At 67.4% G+C, this 17,372-nt stretch carries 17 protein-coding genes and 1 tRNA gene; 6 read left to right on the plus strand and 12 right to left on the minus strand.

All coding sequences use genetic code 11. From position 1 onward, the window contains the following. Positions 1-24: 24 nt before the first annotated feature. From E3T31_RS15665 to E3T31_RS15680, 4 genes are read right to left on the minus strand one after another with little or no spacing between them, the layout of a single operon-like run. Positions 25-705, minus strand: a complete 681-nt coding sequence (locus tag E3T31_RS15665) for a GntR family transcriptional regulator (protein WP_134470084.1) — start codon at positions 703-705, stop codon at positions 25-27. A gap of 25 nt (positions 706-730) precedes the next feature. After that, complete coding sequence (locus tag E3T31_RS15670) at positions 731-2,461, minus strand: biotin carboxylase N-terminal domain-containing protein (protein WP_134470086.1); 1,731 nt, start codon at positions 2,459-2,461, stop codon at positions 731-733. Between the two features lie 3 nt (positions 2,462-2,464). Then, positions 2,465-4,024: a 5-oxoprolinase/urea amidolyase family protein gene (locus E3T31_RS15675; protein WP_134470088.1), complete on the minus strand. Its 1,560-nt coding sequence runs from the start codon at positions 4,022-4,024 to the stop codon at positions 2,465-2,467. Between the two features lie 3 nt (positions 4,025-4,027). Further along, on the minus strand, positions 4,028-4,786 hold the full coding sequence (locus E3T31_RS15680) for a LamB/YcsF family protein (RefSeq protein ID WP_134470090.1): 759 nt from the start codon (positions 4,784-4,786) through the stop codon (positions 4,028-4,030). 226 nt (positions 4,787-5,012) lie between these two features. On the opposite strand from E3T31_RS15680, the gene E3T31_RS15685 reads away from it, so the two are divergent. Together E3T31_RS15685 and E3T31_RS15690 are read left to right on the plus strand one after the other, a co-directional pair. After that, positions 5,013-5,993: a serine protease gene (locus E3T31_RS15685; RefSeq protein ID WP_174844895.1), complete on the plus strand. Its 981-nt coding sequence runs from the start codon at positions 5,013-5,015 to the stop codon at positions 5,991-5,993. After that, entirely contained in the window at positions 5,974-6,195 is a 222-nt protein-coding gene (locus tag E3T31_RS15690; protein ID WP_134470092.1) for a hypothetical protein, read from the plus strand. The genes E3T31_RS15685 and E3T31_RS15690 overlap by 20 nt, the downstream gene beginning before the upstream one ends. A gap of 120 nt (positions 6,196-6,315) precedes the next feature. Here the strand turns inward: E3T31_RS15690 and E3T31_RS15695 are convergent, their stop codons facing one another. Beyond that, entirely contained in the window at positions 6,316-6,966 is a 651-nt protein-coding gene (locus tag E3T31_RS15695; RefSeq protein ID WP_134470094.1) for a CoA transferase subunit B, read from the minus strand. Positions 6,967-6,969: 3 nt separating this feature from the next. Further along, positions 6,970-7,698 carry a CoA transferase subunit A gene (locus E3T31_RS15700; protein ID WP_134470096.1) on the minus strand — a complete coding sequence of 243 codons (729 nt, stop codon included), beginning with the start codon at positions 7,696-7,698 and terminating at the stop codon, positions 6,970-6,972. Between the two features lie 357 nt (positions 7,699-8,055). Here E3T31_RS15700 and E3T31_RS15705 point away from each other — a divergent pair, with 357 nt between their 5' ends. Beyond that, positions 8,056-8,838: an IclR family transcriptional regulator gene (locus E3T31_RS15705; RefSeq protein ID WP_241978046.1), complete on the plus strand. Its 783-nt coding sequence runs from the start codon at positions 8,056-8,058 to the stop codon at positions 8,836-8,838. A gap of 199 nt (positions 8,839-9,037) precedes the next feature. Here the strand turns inward: E3T31_RS15705 and E3T31_RS15710 are convergent. From E3T31_RS15710 to galU, 4 genes are all read right to left on the minus strand, one after another. Then, positions 9,038-9,110 (minus strand) — tRNA-Ala (locus E3T31_RS15710). A gap of 65 nt (positions 9,111-9,175) precedes the next feature. Further along, entirely contained in the window at positions 9,176-10,105 is a 930-nt protein-coding gene (locus tag E3T31_RS17925) for a hypothetical protein (RefSeq protein WP_166788533.1), read from the minus strand. Between the two features lie 105 nt (positions 10,106-10,210). Then, a complete protein-coding gene (locus E3T31_RS15725; protein ID WP_134470103.1) occupies positions 10,211-10,870 on the minus strand; it encodes a GNAT family N-acetyltransferase in 660 nt (219 codons plus the stop codon). 51 nt (positions 10,871-10,921) lie between these two features. Next, entirely contained in the window at positions 10,922-11,815 is an 894-nt protein-coding gene (gene galU, locus E3T31_RS15730) for a UTP--glucose-1-phosphate uridylyltransferase GalU (RefSeq protein WP_134443789.1), read from the minus strand. A 34-nt stretch (positions 11,816-11,849) separates the two neighbouring features. On the opposite strand from galU, the gene E3T31_RS15735 reads away from it, so the two are divergent. The 3 genes from E3T31_RS15735 to mscL all read left to right on the plus strand — a co-directional run bounded on the left by E3T31_RS15735 (position 11,850) and on the right by mscL (position 13,371). Continuing rightward, positions 11,850-12,428 carry a 5-formyltetrahydrofolate cyclo-ligase gene (locus E3T31_RS15735; RefSeq protein ID WP_134470105.1) on the plus strand — a complete coding sequence of 193 codons (579 nt, stop codon included), beginning with the start codon at positions 11,850-11,852 and terminating at the stop codon, positions 12,426-12,428. 109 nt (positions 12,429-12,537) lie between these two features. Beyond that, positions 12,538-12,882 (plus strand): FmdB family zinc ribbon protein, encoded by a 345-nt coding sequence (locus E3T31_RS15740; RefSeq protein ID WP_134470107.1) that lies wholly within the window; start codon positions 12,538-12,540, stop codon positions 12,880-12,882. A gap of 3 nt (positions 12,883-12,885) precedes the next feature. After that, a complete protein-coding gene (gene mscL, locus E3T31_RS15745; protein WP_241978042.1) occupies positions 12,886-13,371 on the plus strand; it encodes a large conductance mechanosensitive channel protein MscL in 486 nt (161 codons plus the stop codon). Here the strand turns inward: mscL and E3T31_RS15750 are convergent, their stop codons facing one another. Together E3T31_RS15750 and E3T31_RS15755 are read right to left on the minus strand one after the other, a co-directional pair. Continuing rightward, positions 13,372-13,590, minus strand: coding sequence for a hypothetical protein (locus E3T31_RS15750; protein ID WP_241978043.1), 219 nt, complete (start codon positions 13,588-13,590; stop codon positions 13,372-13,374). Then, on the minus strand, positions 13,587-17,366 hold the full coding sequence (locus E3T31_RS15755) for an ATP-binding protein (protein ID WP_134470109.1): 3,780 nt from the start codon (positions 17,364-17,366) through the stop codon (positions 13,587-13,589). The genes E3T31_RS15750 and E3T31_RS15755 overlap by 4 nt, the downstream gene beginning before the upstream one ends. Positions 17,367-17,372: the final 6 nt, after the last annotated feature.

Here is a 17,372-nt window from a genome sequence, read left to right on the forward strand (position 1 = left end):
GCAAGCGGATGCCGCGTCGCTGCCCTACACGCGCGCGTGCGCCTCGACCAGCTGTTGCTCGGCCCGGCGCAGGTAGTCGACCATGAGCGCGGCCGCCTCGGAGCGCTCCCCCGCCTCGAATTTCGCCAGGATGATGGCGTTGTCGTCGATGTAGGGCGCGTGGAATAGGGGATCGGCCACCATCGAGTGGAACACCAGCCGCATCTCGGCAAGCACCTGCGTCATCTGCGCATTAAGACGGTCGCTTCCGGTAAGCGCGACGACCCCGGCGTGGAAGTCCTGGTTGGCGCTGGCCATGCCCGGCACCGAACCGTCGGTGCGGGCTGACCGGGCACGCGCGATGGCGGTGTGGAGGGCATCCGTTGTGTAATCGGTCGACCAGGTGAGCGCGGCCGGTTCGAGAAAGCGGCGCACCCGGTAGATCTCGCGGATGTCGTCGGCGGTCGGGCGGGTCACGAACACGCCACGGTTGGGGATGCGGGTAACGACGTGTTCGCGGGCCAGGGTGGCGAAGGCCTCCCGCAAGGTGTTGCGGGAGACGCCGAGCACCTCGCACAGCGGTTCCTCCGACAGCTTCGCGCCGGGTGCGAGCTGGCCGGCCGAAATGCGATCGCGCAGCATCGACGCGGCCCACAGGCCCGTTTCGGCGTGGCGCACATCGACGCTCTGGCGACGCAGGTCGGGGAGGATCTCGTCGAGGGTCATACCCACACAGTATCGACTCTCGCGCTCAAGCCTCGATGGTCGCGACGACGGCGTGCACGGCCACCGCGTCGCCGGGAGCCACGATCAGCCCCACGAGGCGGCCGAAACGGTGCGCGACGACGGTCGATTCCATTTTCATGGCTTCGAGCACCAGCAGCGGATCGCCTGCGGCGACCGTGGCGCCAGCGTCGACGAGCCACTTGACCACGGTGCCGCTCATGGTGGAGCGCAGCTCGGCCGGATCGGTCAGCTCGATCGGCGCTGGCGCCACCGGCCCGCTGCCCTGCGCAAAACTGGCCAGCAGGTTCTCCGGCAGGCCGAGCGCCACCCGGCGCCCGTCGAGTTCGATCGTGATCGTGCGGCGAGCCAGGGCCGGGGCTGCCGGCATGAGCGAGGAATCAGCGGCAATCTGCTCGGCGAACTCGGTTTCGATCCAGCTCGTGTACACGCCTAGCCGATCAGGCCCAATGAACGCGGGCAGGTTCACCACCGCACGGTGAAACGGCAGCACGGTGGGCAGGCCCGCGATCTCGAACTCGGCGAGCGCCCGGCGGGCCCGCCGAAGGGCCTGGGCCCGGTCGGCGCCGGTGACGATGAGTTTGGCGAGCAGCGAATCAAATTGCGGAGCCACCGCATCACCAGAGCGGATGCCGGCATCAACCCGAATTCCCGGCCCGGTCGGCACGGTGAACGCCGTCACTGTGCCCGGTGACGGGAGAAATCCGCGGCCGGGGTCTTCGGCGTTGATACGGAATTCGAAGGAGTGGCCGTGCGGCACCGGGTCGTCGGCGACCGGCAGCGGCCCGCCGGCGGCGATGGCGAGCTGGGCGAGCACGAGGTCGACGCCGGAGGTCTCTTCGGTGATCGGGTGCTCCACCTGCAGGCGCGTGTTCACCTCGAGAAAAGAGATACTGCCGTCGTCGGCCAGCAGGTATTCCACGGTACCGGCACCGACATACCCGGCCTCCCGGCAGATGGCTTTCGCCGAGGTGTAGATGAGGTCGCGCTGGTCCGCGGTGAGAAACGGTGCCGGCGCTTCCTCGACGAGCTTCTGGTTGCGGCGCTGCAGCGAGCAATCCCGGGTGCCGACGACGATCACGGTGCCGTTGCCGTCGGCCAGAATCTGCGCTTCGACGTGGCGGGGCTTGTTCAGAAAGCGCTCCACGTAGCATTCGCCGCGCCCGAACGCCGCAACGCTCTCGCGCACGGCGGAGTCGAACGATTCCTCGATGGCGTCCAGCTCCCAGACGACCTTCATACCGCGGCCGCCGCCGCCGAACGCCGCCTTGATTGCCACCGGCAGACCGTGCTCCTCGGCGAAGGCGCGCACCTCGGCCGCGGTCTCAACGGTGCCGTTCGACCCCGCCACGAGCGGAGCACCCACCCGCACGGCGATCTCGCGCGCCGAGACCTTGTTGCCGAGCAGCCGAATGCTCTCCGGGCTCGGGCCGATCCAGACCAGCCCGGCGTCCTGCACGGCTTGGGCGAAGTCAGCGTTCTCCGACAGAAATCCGTAGCCGGGGTGTATGGCGTCGGCACCGGCGCGGCGCGCGATGGCCAGCAGTTTCGGCACGTTCAGGTAGGTGTCGGCCGGGCTGTTGCCGCCAAGCGCATAGGCCTCGGTGGCCAGCCCCACGTGCAGCGCGTCGGCGTCGACGTCGGCGTAGACGGCGACCGAGTCGAGCCCAGCGTCGGAACAGCCGCGAATGATGCGCACGGCGATTTCGCCACGGTTGGCGATGAGTACTTTCTGCACGGGTCAGCTCTCGTTCGACGGAATTGATGTGGTCACAAAGCGGATGCGCGCGCCCGTTACGAGCTGCGCCGCCCGGTCGAGGTCGGCGTGCAGCACCACGCCGAGCACCGGGTAACCGCCGGTGACCGGGTGGTCGGCGAGGAATAACACCGGAACGCCCGAGGCCGGCAGCTGGATGGCGCCGGCGACGGTGCCCTCGCTCGGCAGTTCGCCGCCGTGCGCCCGCTCGAGGGCCGGCCCATCCAGGCGCAGGCCGATGCGGTTGGACTGCGCGGTGACGACCCAGTCGGTGCGGTCGAAATCGGCGAGGATGTCGGCACTGAACCAGTCGGCGCGCGGGCCGGGAACGTAGCGCAGCACGGTAACCTCCGCGGGCGGGGCCGGCGAGGGTTCGGCCGCCCCGACCACGCTCGTCGGCGCAGCCGGCAGCACCGTCAGTTCGGTGCCGGCAACGAGCGGCGCCGGACCGATGCCGGACATGGAGTCGGTCGAGCGGCTGCCGAGCACGAGCGGCAGGTCGAAACCGCCGCGTACGGCGAGATAACTGCGCACGCCCCACAGCGGGGCGCCGAGGGTCAGCCGTTCGCCGGTGTGCAGCGCGAACGGGGCGTCGGTGGGTACAACGCGGGGTGCGGCATCCGTTCTGCTGATCGTGATGAGAACGGATGCCCCAGCCACGGCGAGCACCTGCTCGGTACTGGCGTCGAGCACGAGGCCGCCGAGGGCGTTTTCGAGCACTGCGGCGGAGGCAGGGTTGCCAACCAGTCGGTTGGCGCGGCGCAGGGCTCCGCGGTCGAGGGCGCCGGCGCCGGCCACGCCGAGGTGGGCGAGGCCGGGGCGGCCGAGATCCTGCACGGTGGTCTGCGGCCCGGGCTGCACGACGACAAGGTCGGCGGGCAGGTCGGCTGGCGCCGTCGGGGCCGTCGGCGCGGCCCGCACGAACTCGTGCACGGCCCGAAATCGCACCCGGTTACCGGGCTGCAGCAGGGCCGGCTGATCGCGGTCGAGGCTCCACAGGGCGGCGTCGGTGCGGCCGATCAGCTGCCAGCCACCGGGAGTGACCCGCGGATACACGGCCGAATAGCCGTCGGCGAGCGCCACCGCACCGGCCGGAACGGCCTTGCGCGGGCTGCTGCGCCGGGAGACGGTGAGCCGGTCGTCACCGACGAGATAGGCGAAGCCGGGGGCGAAGCCGCCGAACGCGGCGGTCCATAGCTGCCCGGTGTGCGCCGCGATCACACCGCCGCGGTCGAGGCCGGTGAACTCGGCGACCTCTTCGAGGTCGTCGCCGTCGTAGATCACGTCGATGGTCACGAGCTTGTCCGGCCCGGAGTCGGCGGTGCGCGGCGCGATCGCGCGCAGCCCAGCCGCAAAGCCGCGGGCCGCTGCTGCCGAATCGGCAGTCACGAGCACGGTTTCGGCAGCGGCGACGACGTCGACCTGGCCGGGCAGCGGATGCTCACGCAGCGCCTCATACAGGCCGAGCACCTCACTCAGCCCGCCCAGTTGCACCAGCACGGCCCGGTCGCCCACAGCGCGAATGGATCGAATGGGGGTGGGCATCCGCTAGACGAAACTCGCCACGGAAACGCCGGCGGCCAGCAGCGCGGAGCGCACCGCGGCGGCCAGCCGCACGGCGTCGGGGGTGTCGCCGTGCAGGCAGATGCTCTCTGCCGGCACCGCGATGACCGAACCGTCGACGGCGACGACGGTTCCCTCGAGGGCGAGGCGTACGACCTGTGCCGTGACCGCCTCGACCGAGTGCAGCACCGCGCCGGGCAGCGTGCGTGACACCAGGCTGCCATCGGGGTTGTAGGCACGGTCCGCGAAGGCTTCGGCCACGGTGCGGAGGCCCGCGGCCTGGGCGGCCCGTTCGATCTCGCTGTTCGGCAACACCATGAGCGGCAGGCACGGGTCGACGGCGAGCACGGCATCGACCACGGCCTGCGCCTGCACCGGGTGACGGGCGATCGTGTTGTAGAGGGCGCCGTGCGGTTTCACGTAACGCACCGCGGTGCCGGCAGCGCGGGCGAGGGCCTGCACGGCGCCGATCTGGTAAATCACGTCGTTACTAAGTTCGGCCGCATCCATCTCGATGAAGCGGCGGCCGAATCCGGCCAGGTCGCGGTAGCCCGGGTGTGCGCCCACCATGACACCGGCGGCAGCCGCAGCAGCGCAAGTGGCGCGAATGGTCGTGGGGTCGCCGGCGTGGAACCCGCCGGCGACATTGACGCTCGTGACCGAGGCGATAATGGCGGCGTCGTCGCCAAAGGTCCAGTTGCCGAAGGACTCTCCGACGTCGCTGTTCAGGTCGATGGTTGGCATGGTCCCCGTCTTTCGTTCACCCTAGACTGCCGTATTTCTGTGTATTGTTCAACAATCTCTGTAAAATCAGCCCTGAATCCAGAGGAGTGCGACCTAGCCTGAACGTTTTACACCCCTAATGGGCGTCCCCCATAAGGGGTAGACAGCGAGTGCACTCCTCAATATTGTGTTAATACCAGCGGCAATACAGTCCGCTCGGATTCGATCGATAACTGGAGTGAAGCACATGATGCGAAGCAAAGTTAGAACCGGCGCCCTTTCGGCGCTTCTGATCGGCACGTTGGTCGGTGCCGGCGGTTTCCTGTCGGCCGGCGCAGCCTCGGCCGCAATCGCGCCCGAGTTGACAGGCACCACCTCGTCAGCGGATGTCGACCGCTGGGTCGTTCCGCAGACCCAACAGGGCGGTGACTACTGGACCCCGGAGCGTATGCAGTCCGCCATACCCGGCGAGGTCCTGGTACAGGACAACGTGGCAGCCGGAGCGATCGGTGCTGTCACAGCCGGAGCCACCTCCCTGGTGTCCCCGCAGGCAGCGGACTCGAGCCCGTCGCCCGCAGCCACCCAGGTCTCCCCGATTTCCCACATCGGCAAAATCTTCTTCACCCTCGGCGGCACCGACTACGTCTGTTCCGGCAATGCCATCTCCGCGGCCAACGAGAACACTGTCGTCACCGCCGGGCACTGCGTCAACGAAGGCCCCGGCAATTTCGCTTCACGCCTCATCTTCGTGCCGGCCTACGAGAACGGCTCCGCCCCGTTCGGCCAGTGGAATGCCACCGAGCTCTACGCTCCCACCCAGTGGAGCAACAGCGGTGATATCAGCTACGACACCGGCTTCGCCATCGTCTCCTCACCCACCGGCACGTCGCTGAGCGACAGCGTCGGCGCGTCCGGAGTCACGTTCAACCAGAGCCGTGGCCTCACCTACACGGCCTACGGTTACCCGGCAGCTGCGCCCTTCACCGGCGAGACCCTGCAGTCCTGCTACGGCACGGCCAGCGCCGACCCCTACGGCCAGACCCAGTCCCAGGGAATCCCGTGCGACATGACCGGCGGCTCCTCGGGCGGCCCGTGGATGATCGGCAGCGGCTCCACCGGCCTGCAGAACTCGGTCAACAGCTTCGGCTACAACAACATCGCGAACACCATGTTCGGGCCCTACTGGGGCTCGGTCATCCAGAACGCCTATGTCGCCGCGTCAGCCTGACCCGAGCGGCGCAGACCCGGTTGCCCGGCAGCGCCTCAATCCCGACGCAACCGACTGGCCCGACGTAACCGACTGGGACGACGAACGGATGCGCGCGGCCCGGCCGCGCGTCATCCGCCTGAACCCCGACGGGTCGCGCGTGCACGACGCGACAACCGAGCAATCGGAAGCCGACACGGAGACCCCGCCGCCGGCATCCTGAAACAGGGAAGGCCCCGTCCGAAACTCGGACGGGGCCTTCCCCTTGCCGGCAGGCGGCAGGCGGCAGGCGGCAGGCGGCAGCACGCTCCTCCTGCTCATAGCTCGGAGCAAGCTCCCCCTGCTAGCTGCCCGGAGCCAGCTCCTCGACCGTGAAGGCGGCCTCGGTGGTGTCCTCGATGTCCTGCAGGCTCACGCCGGGGGCGCGCTGCCGCAGAACGAGGCCGGTCGGCGTCACATCGAAGACGGCCGTGTCGCTGATGATGCGATCCACGACGCGTACGCCGGTCAGCGGCAGGGTGCACTCGGTGACGATCTTCGGGGTGCCGTCTTTGGCGACGTGTTCGGTCAGCACGACCACGCGCGGGGTGCCGGCCACGAGATCCATCGCGCCGCCCATGCCCTTGACCATCTTGCCGGGGATGGTCCAGTTGGCGAGGTCACCCTGGCCGGAGACCTGCATGGCACCGAGGATGGCGACCTTCACGTGCCCGCCGCGGATCATGCCGAACGAGGTCGCCGAATCGAAAATCGACGCCCCCGGCAGCACCGTAACGGTCTGCTTGCCGGCGTTGATGAGGTCGGCGTCTTCCTCGCCCTCCCACGGGAACGGCCCCATGCCGAGCAGCCCGTTCTCGCTCTGCAGCGTCACCTGAATTCCCTCGGGCAGGTTGTTGGCCACGAGCGTTGGAATGCCGATACCGAGGTTCACGTAGTCGCCGTCGCTCAGTTCCTGCGCCGCGATCGCGGCCATTTCATCTCTGGTCCACACCATGATCTACTCCCCTGCCTGTACACCGGCCAGCACGGGCCGACTGCGCACGGTGCGCTGTTCGATGTCTTTGACCCGGGCCGAGGCCTGAACCAGGCGCTGCACGTAGACGCCCGGAGTAATCACGTGATTCGGATCAATCTTGCCGGGCTGCACAATAATCTCGGCCTCCGCGATCGTCATAATGCCAGCGGTCGCGACCACCGGGTTGAAGTTGCGCGCGGTAAAGCGGTACTCGAGGTTGCCCAGGGTGTCGGCGCGCCAGGCCTTGACCAGCGCGACGTCGGCGACGATGCCGCGCTCCTGAAGATACGTTTCGCCGTCGAAGTCCGCGAGCGGCTTGCCCTCGGCGATGAGCGTGCCGACTCCGGTCTTGGTATAGAAGGCGGGAATTCCCGCGCCGCCGGCCCGCAACCGCTCGGCCAGGGTGCCCTGGGGGCTGAACTCCACCTCGAGCACGCCGGCCAGAAACTGCTCGGCGAACAGTTTGTTCTCGCCGACATAGGACGCGATGACCTTGCGCACCTGCCCGGCCTCGAGTAACACGCCCAGGCCTTTGCCGTCGACGCCCATATTGTTCGAGACGACGGTGAGATCTTTCACAGCGGATGCCCGCACCGCGTCGATGAGATCCGCCGGAATGCCGCTGAGCCCGAAACCGCCGACCGCAAGCACCATCCCGTCGCGCAGGACGTCGTGCAGCGCCTCGCTGGCGCTGGCCTGAACCTTGGACATACGGTCTCCTCATCGAGTTGGTGTCGCGCCTGCCGTAGTGTCCACCTTGTGGACATCGGCCGATATCGTCATGCTATTCAGGCCCGATAAGCCCTGTCAAACCCTAGATTCTCTCGTTTCCACCTCGTGAACAGTAGGATATTAATTATCCACAATATGGACAAAGGAGGCGAAATAATCTCTCAGCCATCCGCATCGCACGTGCCGACGCCACCCGGCGCGTCGCCAGCACCGGCCGGGCAATCAGGTCGCGATGCCTCGGTTCGCGACGCCTCGGTTCGCTCCGCCCGCCCAGAACACGGCGGCCAGCCAGCTCAGAGCGCACACCCCGACCGTGGCGCACAACCCGCACAGTCGGTGCCGGGCGCACAGGTCGTCGGCCGGATCGCCCTGCTGCTGCGCCTGGTCGGGCGCAACCCGGCCGGCACGCCCCTGGCCGAGATCGTGCGGGACTCGGGCCTGACCCGGCCCACCGTGCACCGGCTGCTCACCTCGCTCGCCGCCGAGGGCCTGCTCGACCATGATGCCGTGCGCCGCACGTGGCACTACGGCCCCGAGGTGTTCGTCATGGGCACCGTCGCCGCGGCGCGCTATCCGATCGAGGAGCTGGCCCGGCCGAGCCTTGTGCGCCTGGCCGAAGCGACCGGGGAGAGCGCCTTCCTGTCCATTCGACGCGGCGCCGAAACCGTGTGTCTGCTCCGCGAAGAGGGCAGCTTTCCCATCCGCTCCTTCGTGCTGCACGAGGGGGTGCGCTTTCCGTTGGGGGTGGCATCCGCTGGAATGGCCATTCTGGCCTACCTGCCCGAGCCCGAAGTGGATGCCCTCCTGGCCGACACAGGATCCGTCGACACCGAGACCTTCGCGGCTCGCTGGGGCGCCCAGCACTCCCCCGCGAGCATCCGCGCCAATCTCGAACGCACCCGAGTAACGGGCTATGCGGTCAACCCGGGACTCATCCTGGAGGGCAGCTGGGGCATGGGCGCCGCGATCTTCGATCGCAGCGGTCGCCCGGGCTGGGCGCTCTCCCTCACCGGCATCGAGCCACGATTCAAGCCCGAGCGGCAGAAGATTCTGGGTCAGCTTCTGCTCGACGAGGCCAGCCGCATCACCCAGACCCTGCAGCGCCCCCCGATAGCCTGACCGCCCGCGCAACACCAGTGTCGGCCCTGCGTCCCCCGTTGCCGCGCGCGACTTGACACCGTCGGCCCCAGTACCCGTGCCGCCCTGCATGAGGTGCCATCTTCAACCCCATGACCTCGGCCTGGCCACGCGAGGTGCCATCCCGGACCGGGCATGAAAACAGCCCCGACCGAGGCCGGGGCTGTTCTTACAGTCTGAGTGGAGCTAAGGAGATTCGAACTCCTGACCTTCTCATTGCGAACGAGACGCGCTACCAACTGCGCCATAGCCCCAAACTGCCTTTGAAGAATATCACGGGCTGACCAACAGTTTCGCCGCTTCCCGCCCGAGCCGCCAACTAGACGGCGCGGCGACGACGCAGCACGGCGTCGAGGTCGGTCATGCCGGGGCTGGTTTCGCCGACGATTCCCATCGACGCGAATCGGCTCGGCACCGCAGCCGCGACGGGCCTGGCAATCGGCGTGGCGGCCCGGATTGCTTCCTCGGCGAGCGCTGCGGCGCGGCGCGCGACCTCCGCCTCGGCGGCGGCCTTGCGCAACTGATTAGCCGCTTCAACGGATGCCATCGCCGTCTGCGCAATGGATCCGCGCGAGAGATGCATCGCTCGCGGCACCGGCTGCGGCGTCCAGGTCGCCGCGGCAACCGGGGTCTCCTCAAGCTGCACGGGCTCAAAGGCCTGGCCGACCAGAACGGGCAACACCACCGGGGCGTCCACGCGCACCACACGCGCCGAACGGGCGACCGTGGCCAGCCGGCCGAGAATGCCGAACGCGGCCACCATGACAACCCCGCCACCGGCCAAGGCGGTGAACGAGCCAGCCAGGGCGGGAGCGATCCCAGTCACGGCCAGCACGAATCCGGCCAGCAGAATCAGCGACACCAGGCCGCGGAAACGGCGCAACCGCCGAAGCTTCGAAACGGGCGACTCCGGCACGCGCGGCGCTGCGGCAGCAGCGACGGCCGCAGCGGCGCGGCGAACATCGCGGGCAGCATCCGCCACCGCTTGCGCTTCGGCCCGTTCGGTCTGCTCAGCCCGCGCCAGAACGCGTTGCTGCTCAGCCACGGTGCGGGCGGTCGCTTCGAGTCGCACCTGGTGCGGCACCTCGGCGGTTTCGGCCAGGATGCGCAGCGTTTGCTGCAGCCGCACGGCGTTTTTTTCGGTCGCCTGGTACTGCTTGCGGCGCGACCAGGTGGGCATCAGGTAGGCAACCCAGAGCACGGCGGCCACCGCCACCATGACCCCGCCACCCAATGCCTCATTACTCATGTTGACAACGGTAAGAGGCGCAGCGGCCAGAGCCGATGATTACCGGTGGCGTGTCACCGAAGTTAATACGCTGATTCCGCCCCCGAACGGGGCAAATCGGGGCGATCATCGAACGATGACCCGCACCGGATGCGCGGCCGACTCGAGATCGGCCGCGGTGACCGTGGCGGCATCCGCTGGGACCAGACCATCGTGCCAGCGGCGCAGCACGCCCTGGGTGAGTTCCTCGGCGACCAAACCGAAGCAGAAATGGTCGCGCCAGTCACCGTTGATGTGAATGTAGCGGCGACGCAATCCCTCATAGCGAAAGCCGAGTTTCTCCACGACCCGCAGGCTCGCCTTGTTCTCCGGGCGGATGCAGATCTCCATGCGGTGCAGGCCGAGCTGATAGAAGCAGTAGTCGGTCGCGAGCGCCACGGCCATCGGCGTGATCGACTGGCCGGCGAACTTCTCACTCACCCAGTAGCCGATGGTCGCCGATGACAGTGATCCCCAGGTGACCGACGACACGTTCAGCTGGCCCGCCAGTTCGCCGTTGCTTTCGATGATGAATGGCAGACCGTTGCCCGACCGCGAATGCGTCAACAGACTGCGGATGCTCGCGCGCGTGTCGAAAGACATCGGCGCGTACGGGTTCGTCGCCTCCCACTTGCGCAGCCAGGAACGGTTGGCCAGAAGCTCGCCCTCGAGGGTGCGGGCGTCGCGCAATCGGATCGGGCGCAGGGTGACGGCCCCCTCGCGAAGGGTGGGAATAGCGATCGGCACGGTTCGCCTGTCTGTCGTGAGCTGAAAACCCCGGTGGGGCTCTGTAAAACGTTAGTCGAGCGTGGCGACGAATTCGTGCAACCAGGGCTTGAGGTCGCGCCCGAGGTCTTCGCGATCGACGGCGAGTTGCACGATGGCCTTGATGTAGTCGAGCCTGTCGCCGGTGTCATAACGACGCCCACGAAAGATGAGACCATAGACGCCGCCGGTGGTTTCGGGGTTGACGGCCATTTCCTGCAGGGCATCGGTCAACTGAATTTCGTTGCCCTTGCCCGGCGCGGTGTGCTCGAGAATGTCGAACACCTCCGGACGCAACACATAGCGGCCGATAATGGCGAGGTTTGAGGGAGCATCCTCTTGGCTGGGCTTTTCTACCAGTCCGGTGATGCGCACGACGTCAGGGTCGTCGGTCGTTTCGACCGCGGCCGCGCCGTACAGGTGAATCTGCGACGGGTCGACCTCGAGCAGCGCCACGATGCTGGTGTTGCGCTTGCCCTGCTCCTCGAGCATGCGGGTGAGCAGGGGGTCGCGGGCATCGATGATGTCGTCACCGAGCAGCACGGCGAAGGGTTCGTGGCCGACGTGCATGCGGGCGCGCAGAACGGCGTGGCCGAGGCCGCGCGGGTCACCCTGACGCACGTAGTGGATATCGGCAAGCTCGTTGGATTCGCGCACCTTGGCGAGCCGGGTCTGGTCGCCTTTGCGTTCGAGCATGGCCTCCAGCTCGGTCATGCGGTCGAAGTGGTTCTCCAGGGCGTTCTTGTTGCGCCCGGTGACCATCAGCACGTCGCTGAGCCCGGCCGCAACGGCTTCCTCAACGACATACTGGATGGCCGGTTTGTCGACGACGGGCAGCATCTCCTTCGGCATGGCCTTGGTCGCTGGCAGGAATCGTGTTCCCAGCCCAGCTGCGGGAATGACGGCTTTAGTTATCGGGGTACCCATGGGCACTAGGTTACTGGCAAGTAGGATGCCTTATATGGACTCCGACATTGGTCATCGAAAGCGTGCGCTAAGAGCGGAACTGCGCGAGCGTCGCCAGAATATGACCTCCTCGGAGCGTGAATCGGCCACGGCCGGCTTCACCGAAAACCTGCAGAGCCTCGTCCTGGACCTCTCCGCCCGATCGATTTCCTGCTATCTGTCGGCGCGCAATGAACCCGATACCCGGCCCTTTCTCAACTGGGCAACGACAGCGGGCATCCGTATTCTGTTTCCCATTTCTCGCGAAGACGGTCTGCTGGACTGGACCGTCGGCGACGGCGAAGAAGAATTCACCGGCATTTCCGGGGTTCCCGAAGCGGTCGGAACCCTGCTCGGCCCGATCGCCATCAACGATGTCGACCTCATCATCGTGCCGGCAGCGGCCATCGACGAGTCCGGTCTGCGCATGGGCTGGGGCCGCGGCTACTTCGACAAGACCCTCGGTTCGATGGAAAAGTGCCCGCCGGTCTACGCCGTCGTCTTCGACAGCGAATACCTCGACGAGGTCCCCCGCGAAGTGCACGACCAACCGGTCAACGGGCTCGTCACCCCGACCAGAATCATCGCGTTCTGACCATTTAATACCGCTCATGAACCCCGTTCTGCATGTGGCGGGGCGCCAGCGCGCCTAACCTTAGTTCTGGCGGGCATTTTGCCTGTCGGCTCAACCAGCTGGAGATGCAGTGCCTACCTACTCTTACCGTTGCACCGAGTGCGACACCGCTTTCGACATCCAGCAGGCCTTCACCGACCACTCGCTCACGGTGTGCCCGACCTGCCAGGGCAAACTGCGCAAGGTCTTCTCCTCGATCGGCGTGACCTTCAGCGGATCCGGTTTCTACAGCAACGACTCCAAATCGGATGCGAAGCGGTCCAACCCGAATCTCGACCGCAAGCCGAGCGAAAGCTCGAGCGACAAGTCCGACTCCTCGGCGAGTAAACCGGCCGAAACCAAGACCGAGAAGAAGGCGGACAGCACACCCGCCAAGTCTGCGGCCCCCTCCGTTCCGGCCGCCAAGGCGTCCTAGAGCATGGCGCTGACCAAGACGGTCGCCCAAGTCATTCGTTTGGAGCACCCCGTGATCAACGGTTTCAAAGAATTCATCATGCGCGGCAACGTAATCGACCTCGCCGTCGCCGTCGTCATCGGCACGGCGTTCACCGCCCTCGTCACGTCGATCGTTACGAGCATTTTCAACCCGCTCATCGCGTCGATCTTCAAGGCCGACTCGCTCGCTAAAGCGCTCCCATTGACTCTTCCCGGTGGCGACAAAATTCTGTTCGGCGCCGTCATCGGTGCCCTGATCAACTTTTTACTGATCGCCGCGGTCGTCTATTTTCTGATCGTGCTGCCCTTGAACAAGCTCAAGGAAGCCCAGGACCGGCGCCGCGCCGCCGGGGTTCCCTCCGAGGTCGTCGCCGACCCCACAACCGAGCTCGACCTGCTCACCGAGATCCGCGACCTGCTCGCCAGAAACGCCGCAGCCGCCGCTCCGGACCGGGGGCCCAAGCACTAACTACCAGTGCGGCGGGCGATCCTGCCGCAACTGTGCCTCATTCGCGCTGGGCCCACTTCCCGTGTGCGCAACGCCACCCTCTTCGCGCAGCACCGGCGGGTGCGGGTTCGGGTCGGTGTCCGGTGCCGGCAGCAGCTTGGCGCGGCGAGCATTGCCGGCCGCCTTCACGATCGGCTGACGCTCGGTACCCAGGCGCTGTGCACCTTCTGAAGCGCTCACGCGCTGGGCCGTCTCGGGTCGATGGTGGGCGCGTCACCGGTCGCAAAGGGACGAGCATCCGCTTGAGGAACGCCGGCGATCGCGGCGACGCGTGCGGCGACGGCGTCTGGATTGCTAAACAGTTCGAAGCTGTGCACGCGCAGGTAGTGCCAGCCGAGGCGGCGCAGCACTTCGGGGCGCAGCCGCAGGGACTCGCGCAGGCTCGCGCGGCCGACCACGGCATCCGTTTCAACCACGATCGCACGGGTGCCGTAGGAGGCGGCCAGGGCGAGCTTGCCGCGGTGCCCGAGACGCACGCTGAGGCCGAGCTTTTCGAGGCGGCCGCCGAGGTCGACGAGCATGGCCTCGCTCGCGTCGGGCACCTGCACCTCGTCGCGGCGGGCTTCGGTCTCGCTGAGCACCTGCGAGAGCGCCAGGATGCCGTGGCGCTGGCGATCCTCGTCGATGTCAGCTGGACGGAAGCAGGAGACGATGTCGAGCGCGCGGCGCGCCCGGGTCATGCCGATCGCGAGCAGGCGTTCGCCGCCGGGTTCGCCGAGCGAACCGAAGTTGGACAGCAGGCGTCCGTGCGGGGTGCGGCCGTAGCCGATCGAGAAGATGACCCGGTCGCGGCTTTGCGCGACGGCCTGCTCGAGGGTGAGCACGGTGAAGGGTTCGCTGCGGTCCTTCAGAATGAAGTCGGACAGGTCGGTGCGCTTGGCGAACGCGGCCAGCACCGCCTGCTGCACGCGCACGGCGTGACGGGTGCTCGCGGTGATCACCATGAGCGATTCGCGCGCGCGCTTCGAGGCGTGTTCGAGTACGAGGTCGACGACCTTCACGACCTCCGCATCCACGCTCTCAATCGCGCCGCTGTCGGCGTCGGGCATGCCGCGGCCGCCGGCCACATAGTTAATGGTGAGGCTGCCGTGACCGAGAAAACTTCCGGCCCAGGGCAGCGAATCGATGCGGCCACCGTAGAAGCGGTGGTTGACCAGTTCGGCGAGGTCTTCGCCGCCGGCCCGGTAGCTGCGGGTGAGCGTCAGCGTCGGCAGCAGTTCGCCGAGCCGGGCCAGGGCGGAGTCGGCGTGCAGGGCGTCGACCGACACGTCGGGCGTCGGCACGGCCTCACCCGAGGCCGAAATTCCGGTCTCGAACGCTGACGGCGTCTGGGTGACCGGGTCACCGAACGCCACGATCTGACGTCCGCGGCGAATCGCGCCGACGTTTTCGGCGAGGGTCGTCGCTCCGGCATCGACGAGCAGCACCGTGTCGAAGGTGATCTGGTCGCTGATGCCGGCAATCTCGTAGGGCGAGGCGAGCCAGACCGGCGCGAGCACGCGGCCGAGGTGCGGGGCGACCTCGTTGAGCCGGGCTGGCGTGGCCCGGTCGGCGCGCAGCAGGCGGCGCAGCTGGTCGGCCTCCTCGGGAAAGTCGACGACACCGATCTTCCAGGTTTCGGCCAGCAGCCAGGCCAGCAGCTTGCCCGAAGCGGATGCGTGCGCCTCGTCGACGAGTTTGAAATCGGCTTCGAGGCGGTCCAGTACCGCCGTGTTCGCGTTCAGCAGTGCCCGGTCGCTCGCGAGCATGATCTCGAGCACGGACTGCCACCAGGCCAGCTCGAGCTCGGCAGCGACGTTCTCCTCCGACACGTGCCGCTGGGACAGGTCGGTCATCAGCGGGTCGAGGTTGTGCTCGCGCAGCGTTGCGAGCAGCGCGGTGCGCTCGTGCAGGTTGGCGAGCACCTCACTCTCGGCGGCGAGGCCCGAGATCATCGCGGTCAGCTCACCGATCTGACGCCCGGCGAGGATGCGCGGTGTGCCAGTGGTGCCCAGCGGAACGTCGAGCAGACCGAGGTCTTCGGAGACGCGCTGAAAAGCGACGTGCACGTCGTTGATGCCGACCGGTACCTCGGGCGTCACTCCGGCGGCGGCGTAGCGCTGCCAGAGGGTGCGCTGGTCCTGGATGCGGCGCAGGCTCTCGTTCATATCGCTGACCCGCACGCCGGGGCGCTGGTACTCCTCGGCGAGCTTGCGCAAGCGGCGCCGGCTGGCCGAGCTCATCTCGGAGGATTCACGCCGCGACGACGTGGCGGCGATCAGTTCGGTCAGCGAGCGGTCGTAGACGCCCGGCTGGAATTTGTCGAGGGTTTCCCTAATATCGAGCAGCAGGCGCAGGTAGATGCCGAGTTCGTTGATCGTCTCGAACGGGCGCAGCCGGGTCTGGCCGATCAGGCCGTTGGCGCGTTCAAGCAACCGCGGCAGTTCAACCTGGTTGATGCGCTTGGCGAGTTGATGCGAGTTGGCGGCATCCGCTGAGGAGGTGAAGGAGGCGCCGTACCAGGGTGAGTCGCCGGGGCCGTACCGAAACTCGCCGAGGATAGCGGCTTTGATCAGGGTATTGGCGGCGGCGGATCGGGAGTGAGCGAGCAGTTCGAGAGCGTGCCGGTCGAGCCGGGCCGTCGTCGACGGCGGCTGCGGCAGCTGCGCGAGGCGCGCGAGCTCACCGAGGGCGTCGAGGACAGAGACGCCGAGCGCCGAATCGCGGCGAGTGAGCGCCGAGCGATAGTCGAGCAGCACCTTGCGCAAGCGCACCAGGGCATCGTCCACGTCGCCGACCCGCGGCTGGGTGGCCTTCTCGTTGCGTGTGATCGACTGGATCAGGTCGCGGCGCAGCGTGCGCGGAGTCACGGCGATGCCGGGCAGGCCCACCTGCACCAGGCGACCGGCGATTCCGTCGAGGCTGGAGCGGCGGGCGCTGACCACGAGCACGCGCTTATGCTGGGCGACGAGCGAGCCGATCGCGTTGACGATGGTCTGGGTGCCGCCGGTTCCGGGCAGGGTCTTCACGACCAGGGAGTTTCCCGCCGCGATCTGCGCGACGACATTTTCCTGCTCGGGGTCTGCGTCGCCGAGCAGCGTGTCGGTGGCGGGCGGACGGGCATCCTGGCCGATCGGCACCACCGGGTTGTAGGCGGACCCGATATTGCGCTTGGCGGTCATGTTGCCGGCGACGGCGTCGAGCAGCGGGTGGTCGAGGTTCGAGGCGTCGGCGGCGAGTGCTTGGCCGCAGGAGGCGAAACTCGAGACGACGAGCCGGGGCACGACGTTGAACCAGGGCAGGTGGGAGGTCAAGCCGCGCAGGCGGTCGATGACCGGCTGCGGTTTGAATGCACCGTTCGTGACGGCGAGCGCCACAAAAGCGTCGGCGTCGAGCACGATCTGAAACTGGTCCTTCAGCGCGCGGGCCAGTTCGGGGTTGAGAAAGGGCTGGCCCTTGAGCTTGAGCTCGTAGTCACGGCCGTAGCGGCGGATCGCAAGCGGGCGCAGCAGCACCGGGGCACTGTACTCGACGTCCTGGTAACGCCACTCGGCGAGGCCGATGGCGAGGTTGACCGACTCGATGCCGCGCATCGAGCGCAGTTCGATGCCCTTCTGGGTGATCTCGTTCGCGGCCAGCCGAGCGTTGCGGAGCGCGAGTTCATCGCGAATGAGGTTGGACAGCAGGGTGGTCTTGCCGATGATGAACTGCGGCAGGCCCCCGGGATGGGTGGCGCTGAGCTCGATGCGGGTGCGGGCTTCGTCGGTGAAGTGCAGCAGCGGGGAGCGCCCGCCGAGCGCGGCGAGTTCATCGCGCCAGCGCTGCCAGACCGGCTCGGCGATGTTACCGGCGGTGAACGCCGGATCGCCCAGACTGAGGTTGTGGGGACTGGTCACGTTTTGCGGGTCGATGGGGACGACGTCCAGGTACTTGGAAAGCACGTCGTCGTCGTCTTGTTTTCTATCGAGGTGCCACACAGGGAT

The sequence above is a fragment of the Cryobacterium sp. TMS1-13-1 genome (assembly GCF_004403125.1).
GTDB classification, from domain to species: Bacteria; Actinomycetota; Actinomycetes; order Actinomycetales; family Microbacteriaceae; genus Cryobacterium; species Cryobacterium levicorallinum.

Bases quoted from the DNA above. Each gene is read 5' to 3' on its own strand.
- galU (WP_134443789.1), bottom strand. From the start codon at position 11,815: ATGGGTACCCCGATAACTAAAGCCGTCATTCCCGCAGCTGGGCTGGGA.
- E3T31_RS17925 (WP_166788533.1), bottom strand. From the start codon at position 10,105: ATGAGTAATGAGGCATTGGGTGGCGGGGTCATGGTGGCGGTGGCCGCC.
- E3T31_RS15675 (WP_134470088.1), bottom strand. From the start codon at position 4,024: ATGCCCACCCCCATTCGATCCATTCGCGCTGTGGGCGACCGGGCCGTG.
- E3T31_RS15735 (WP_134470105.1), top strand. From the start codon at position 11,850: ATGGACTCCGACATTGGTCATCGAAAGCGTGCGCTAAGAGCGGAACTG.
- mscL (WP_241978042.1), top strand. From the start codon at position 12,886: ATGGCGCTGACCAAGACGGTCGCCCAAGTCATTCGTTTGGAGCACCCC.
- E3T31_RS15665 (WP_134470084.1), bottom strand. From the start codon at position 705: ATGACCCTCGACGAGATCCTCCCCGACCTGCGTCGCCAGAGCGTCGAT.
- E3T31_RS15700 (WP_134470096.1), bottom strand. From the start codon at position 7,698: ATGTCCAAGGTTCAGGCCAGCGCCAGCGAGGCGCTGCACGACGTCCTG.
- E3T31_RS15680 (WP_134470090.1), bottom strand. From the start codon at position 4,786: ATGCCAACCATCGACCTGAACAGCGACGTCGGAGAGTCCTTCGGCAAC.
- E3T31_RS15695 (WP_134470094.1), bottom strand. From the start codon at position 6,966: ATGGTGTGGACCAGAGATGAAATGGCCGCGATCGCGGCGCAGGAACTG.
- E3T31_RS15685 (WP_174844895.1), top strand. From the start codon at position 5,013: ATGATGCGAAGCAAAGTTAGAACCGGCGCCCTTTCGGCGCTTCTGATC.
- E3T31_RS15690 (WP_134470092.1), top strand. From the start codon at position 5,974: ATGTCGCCGCGTCAGCCTGACCCGAGCGGCGCAGACCCGGTTGCCCGG.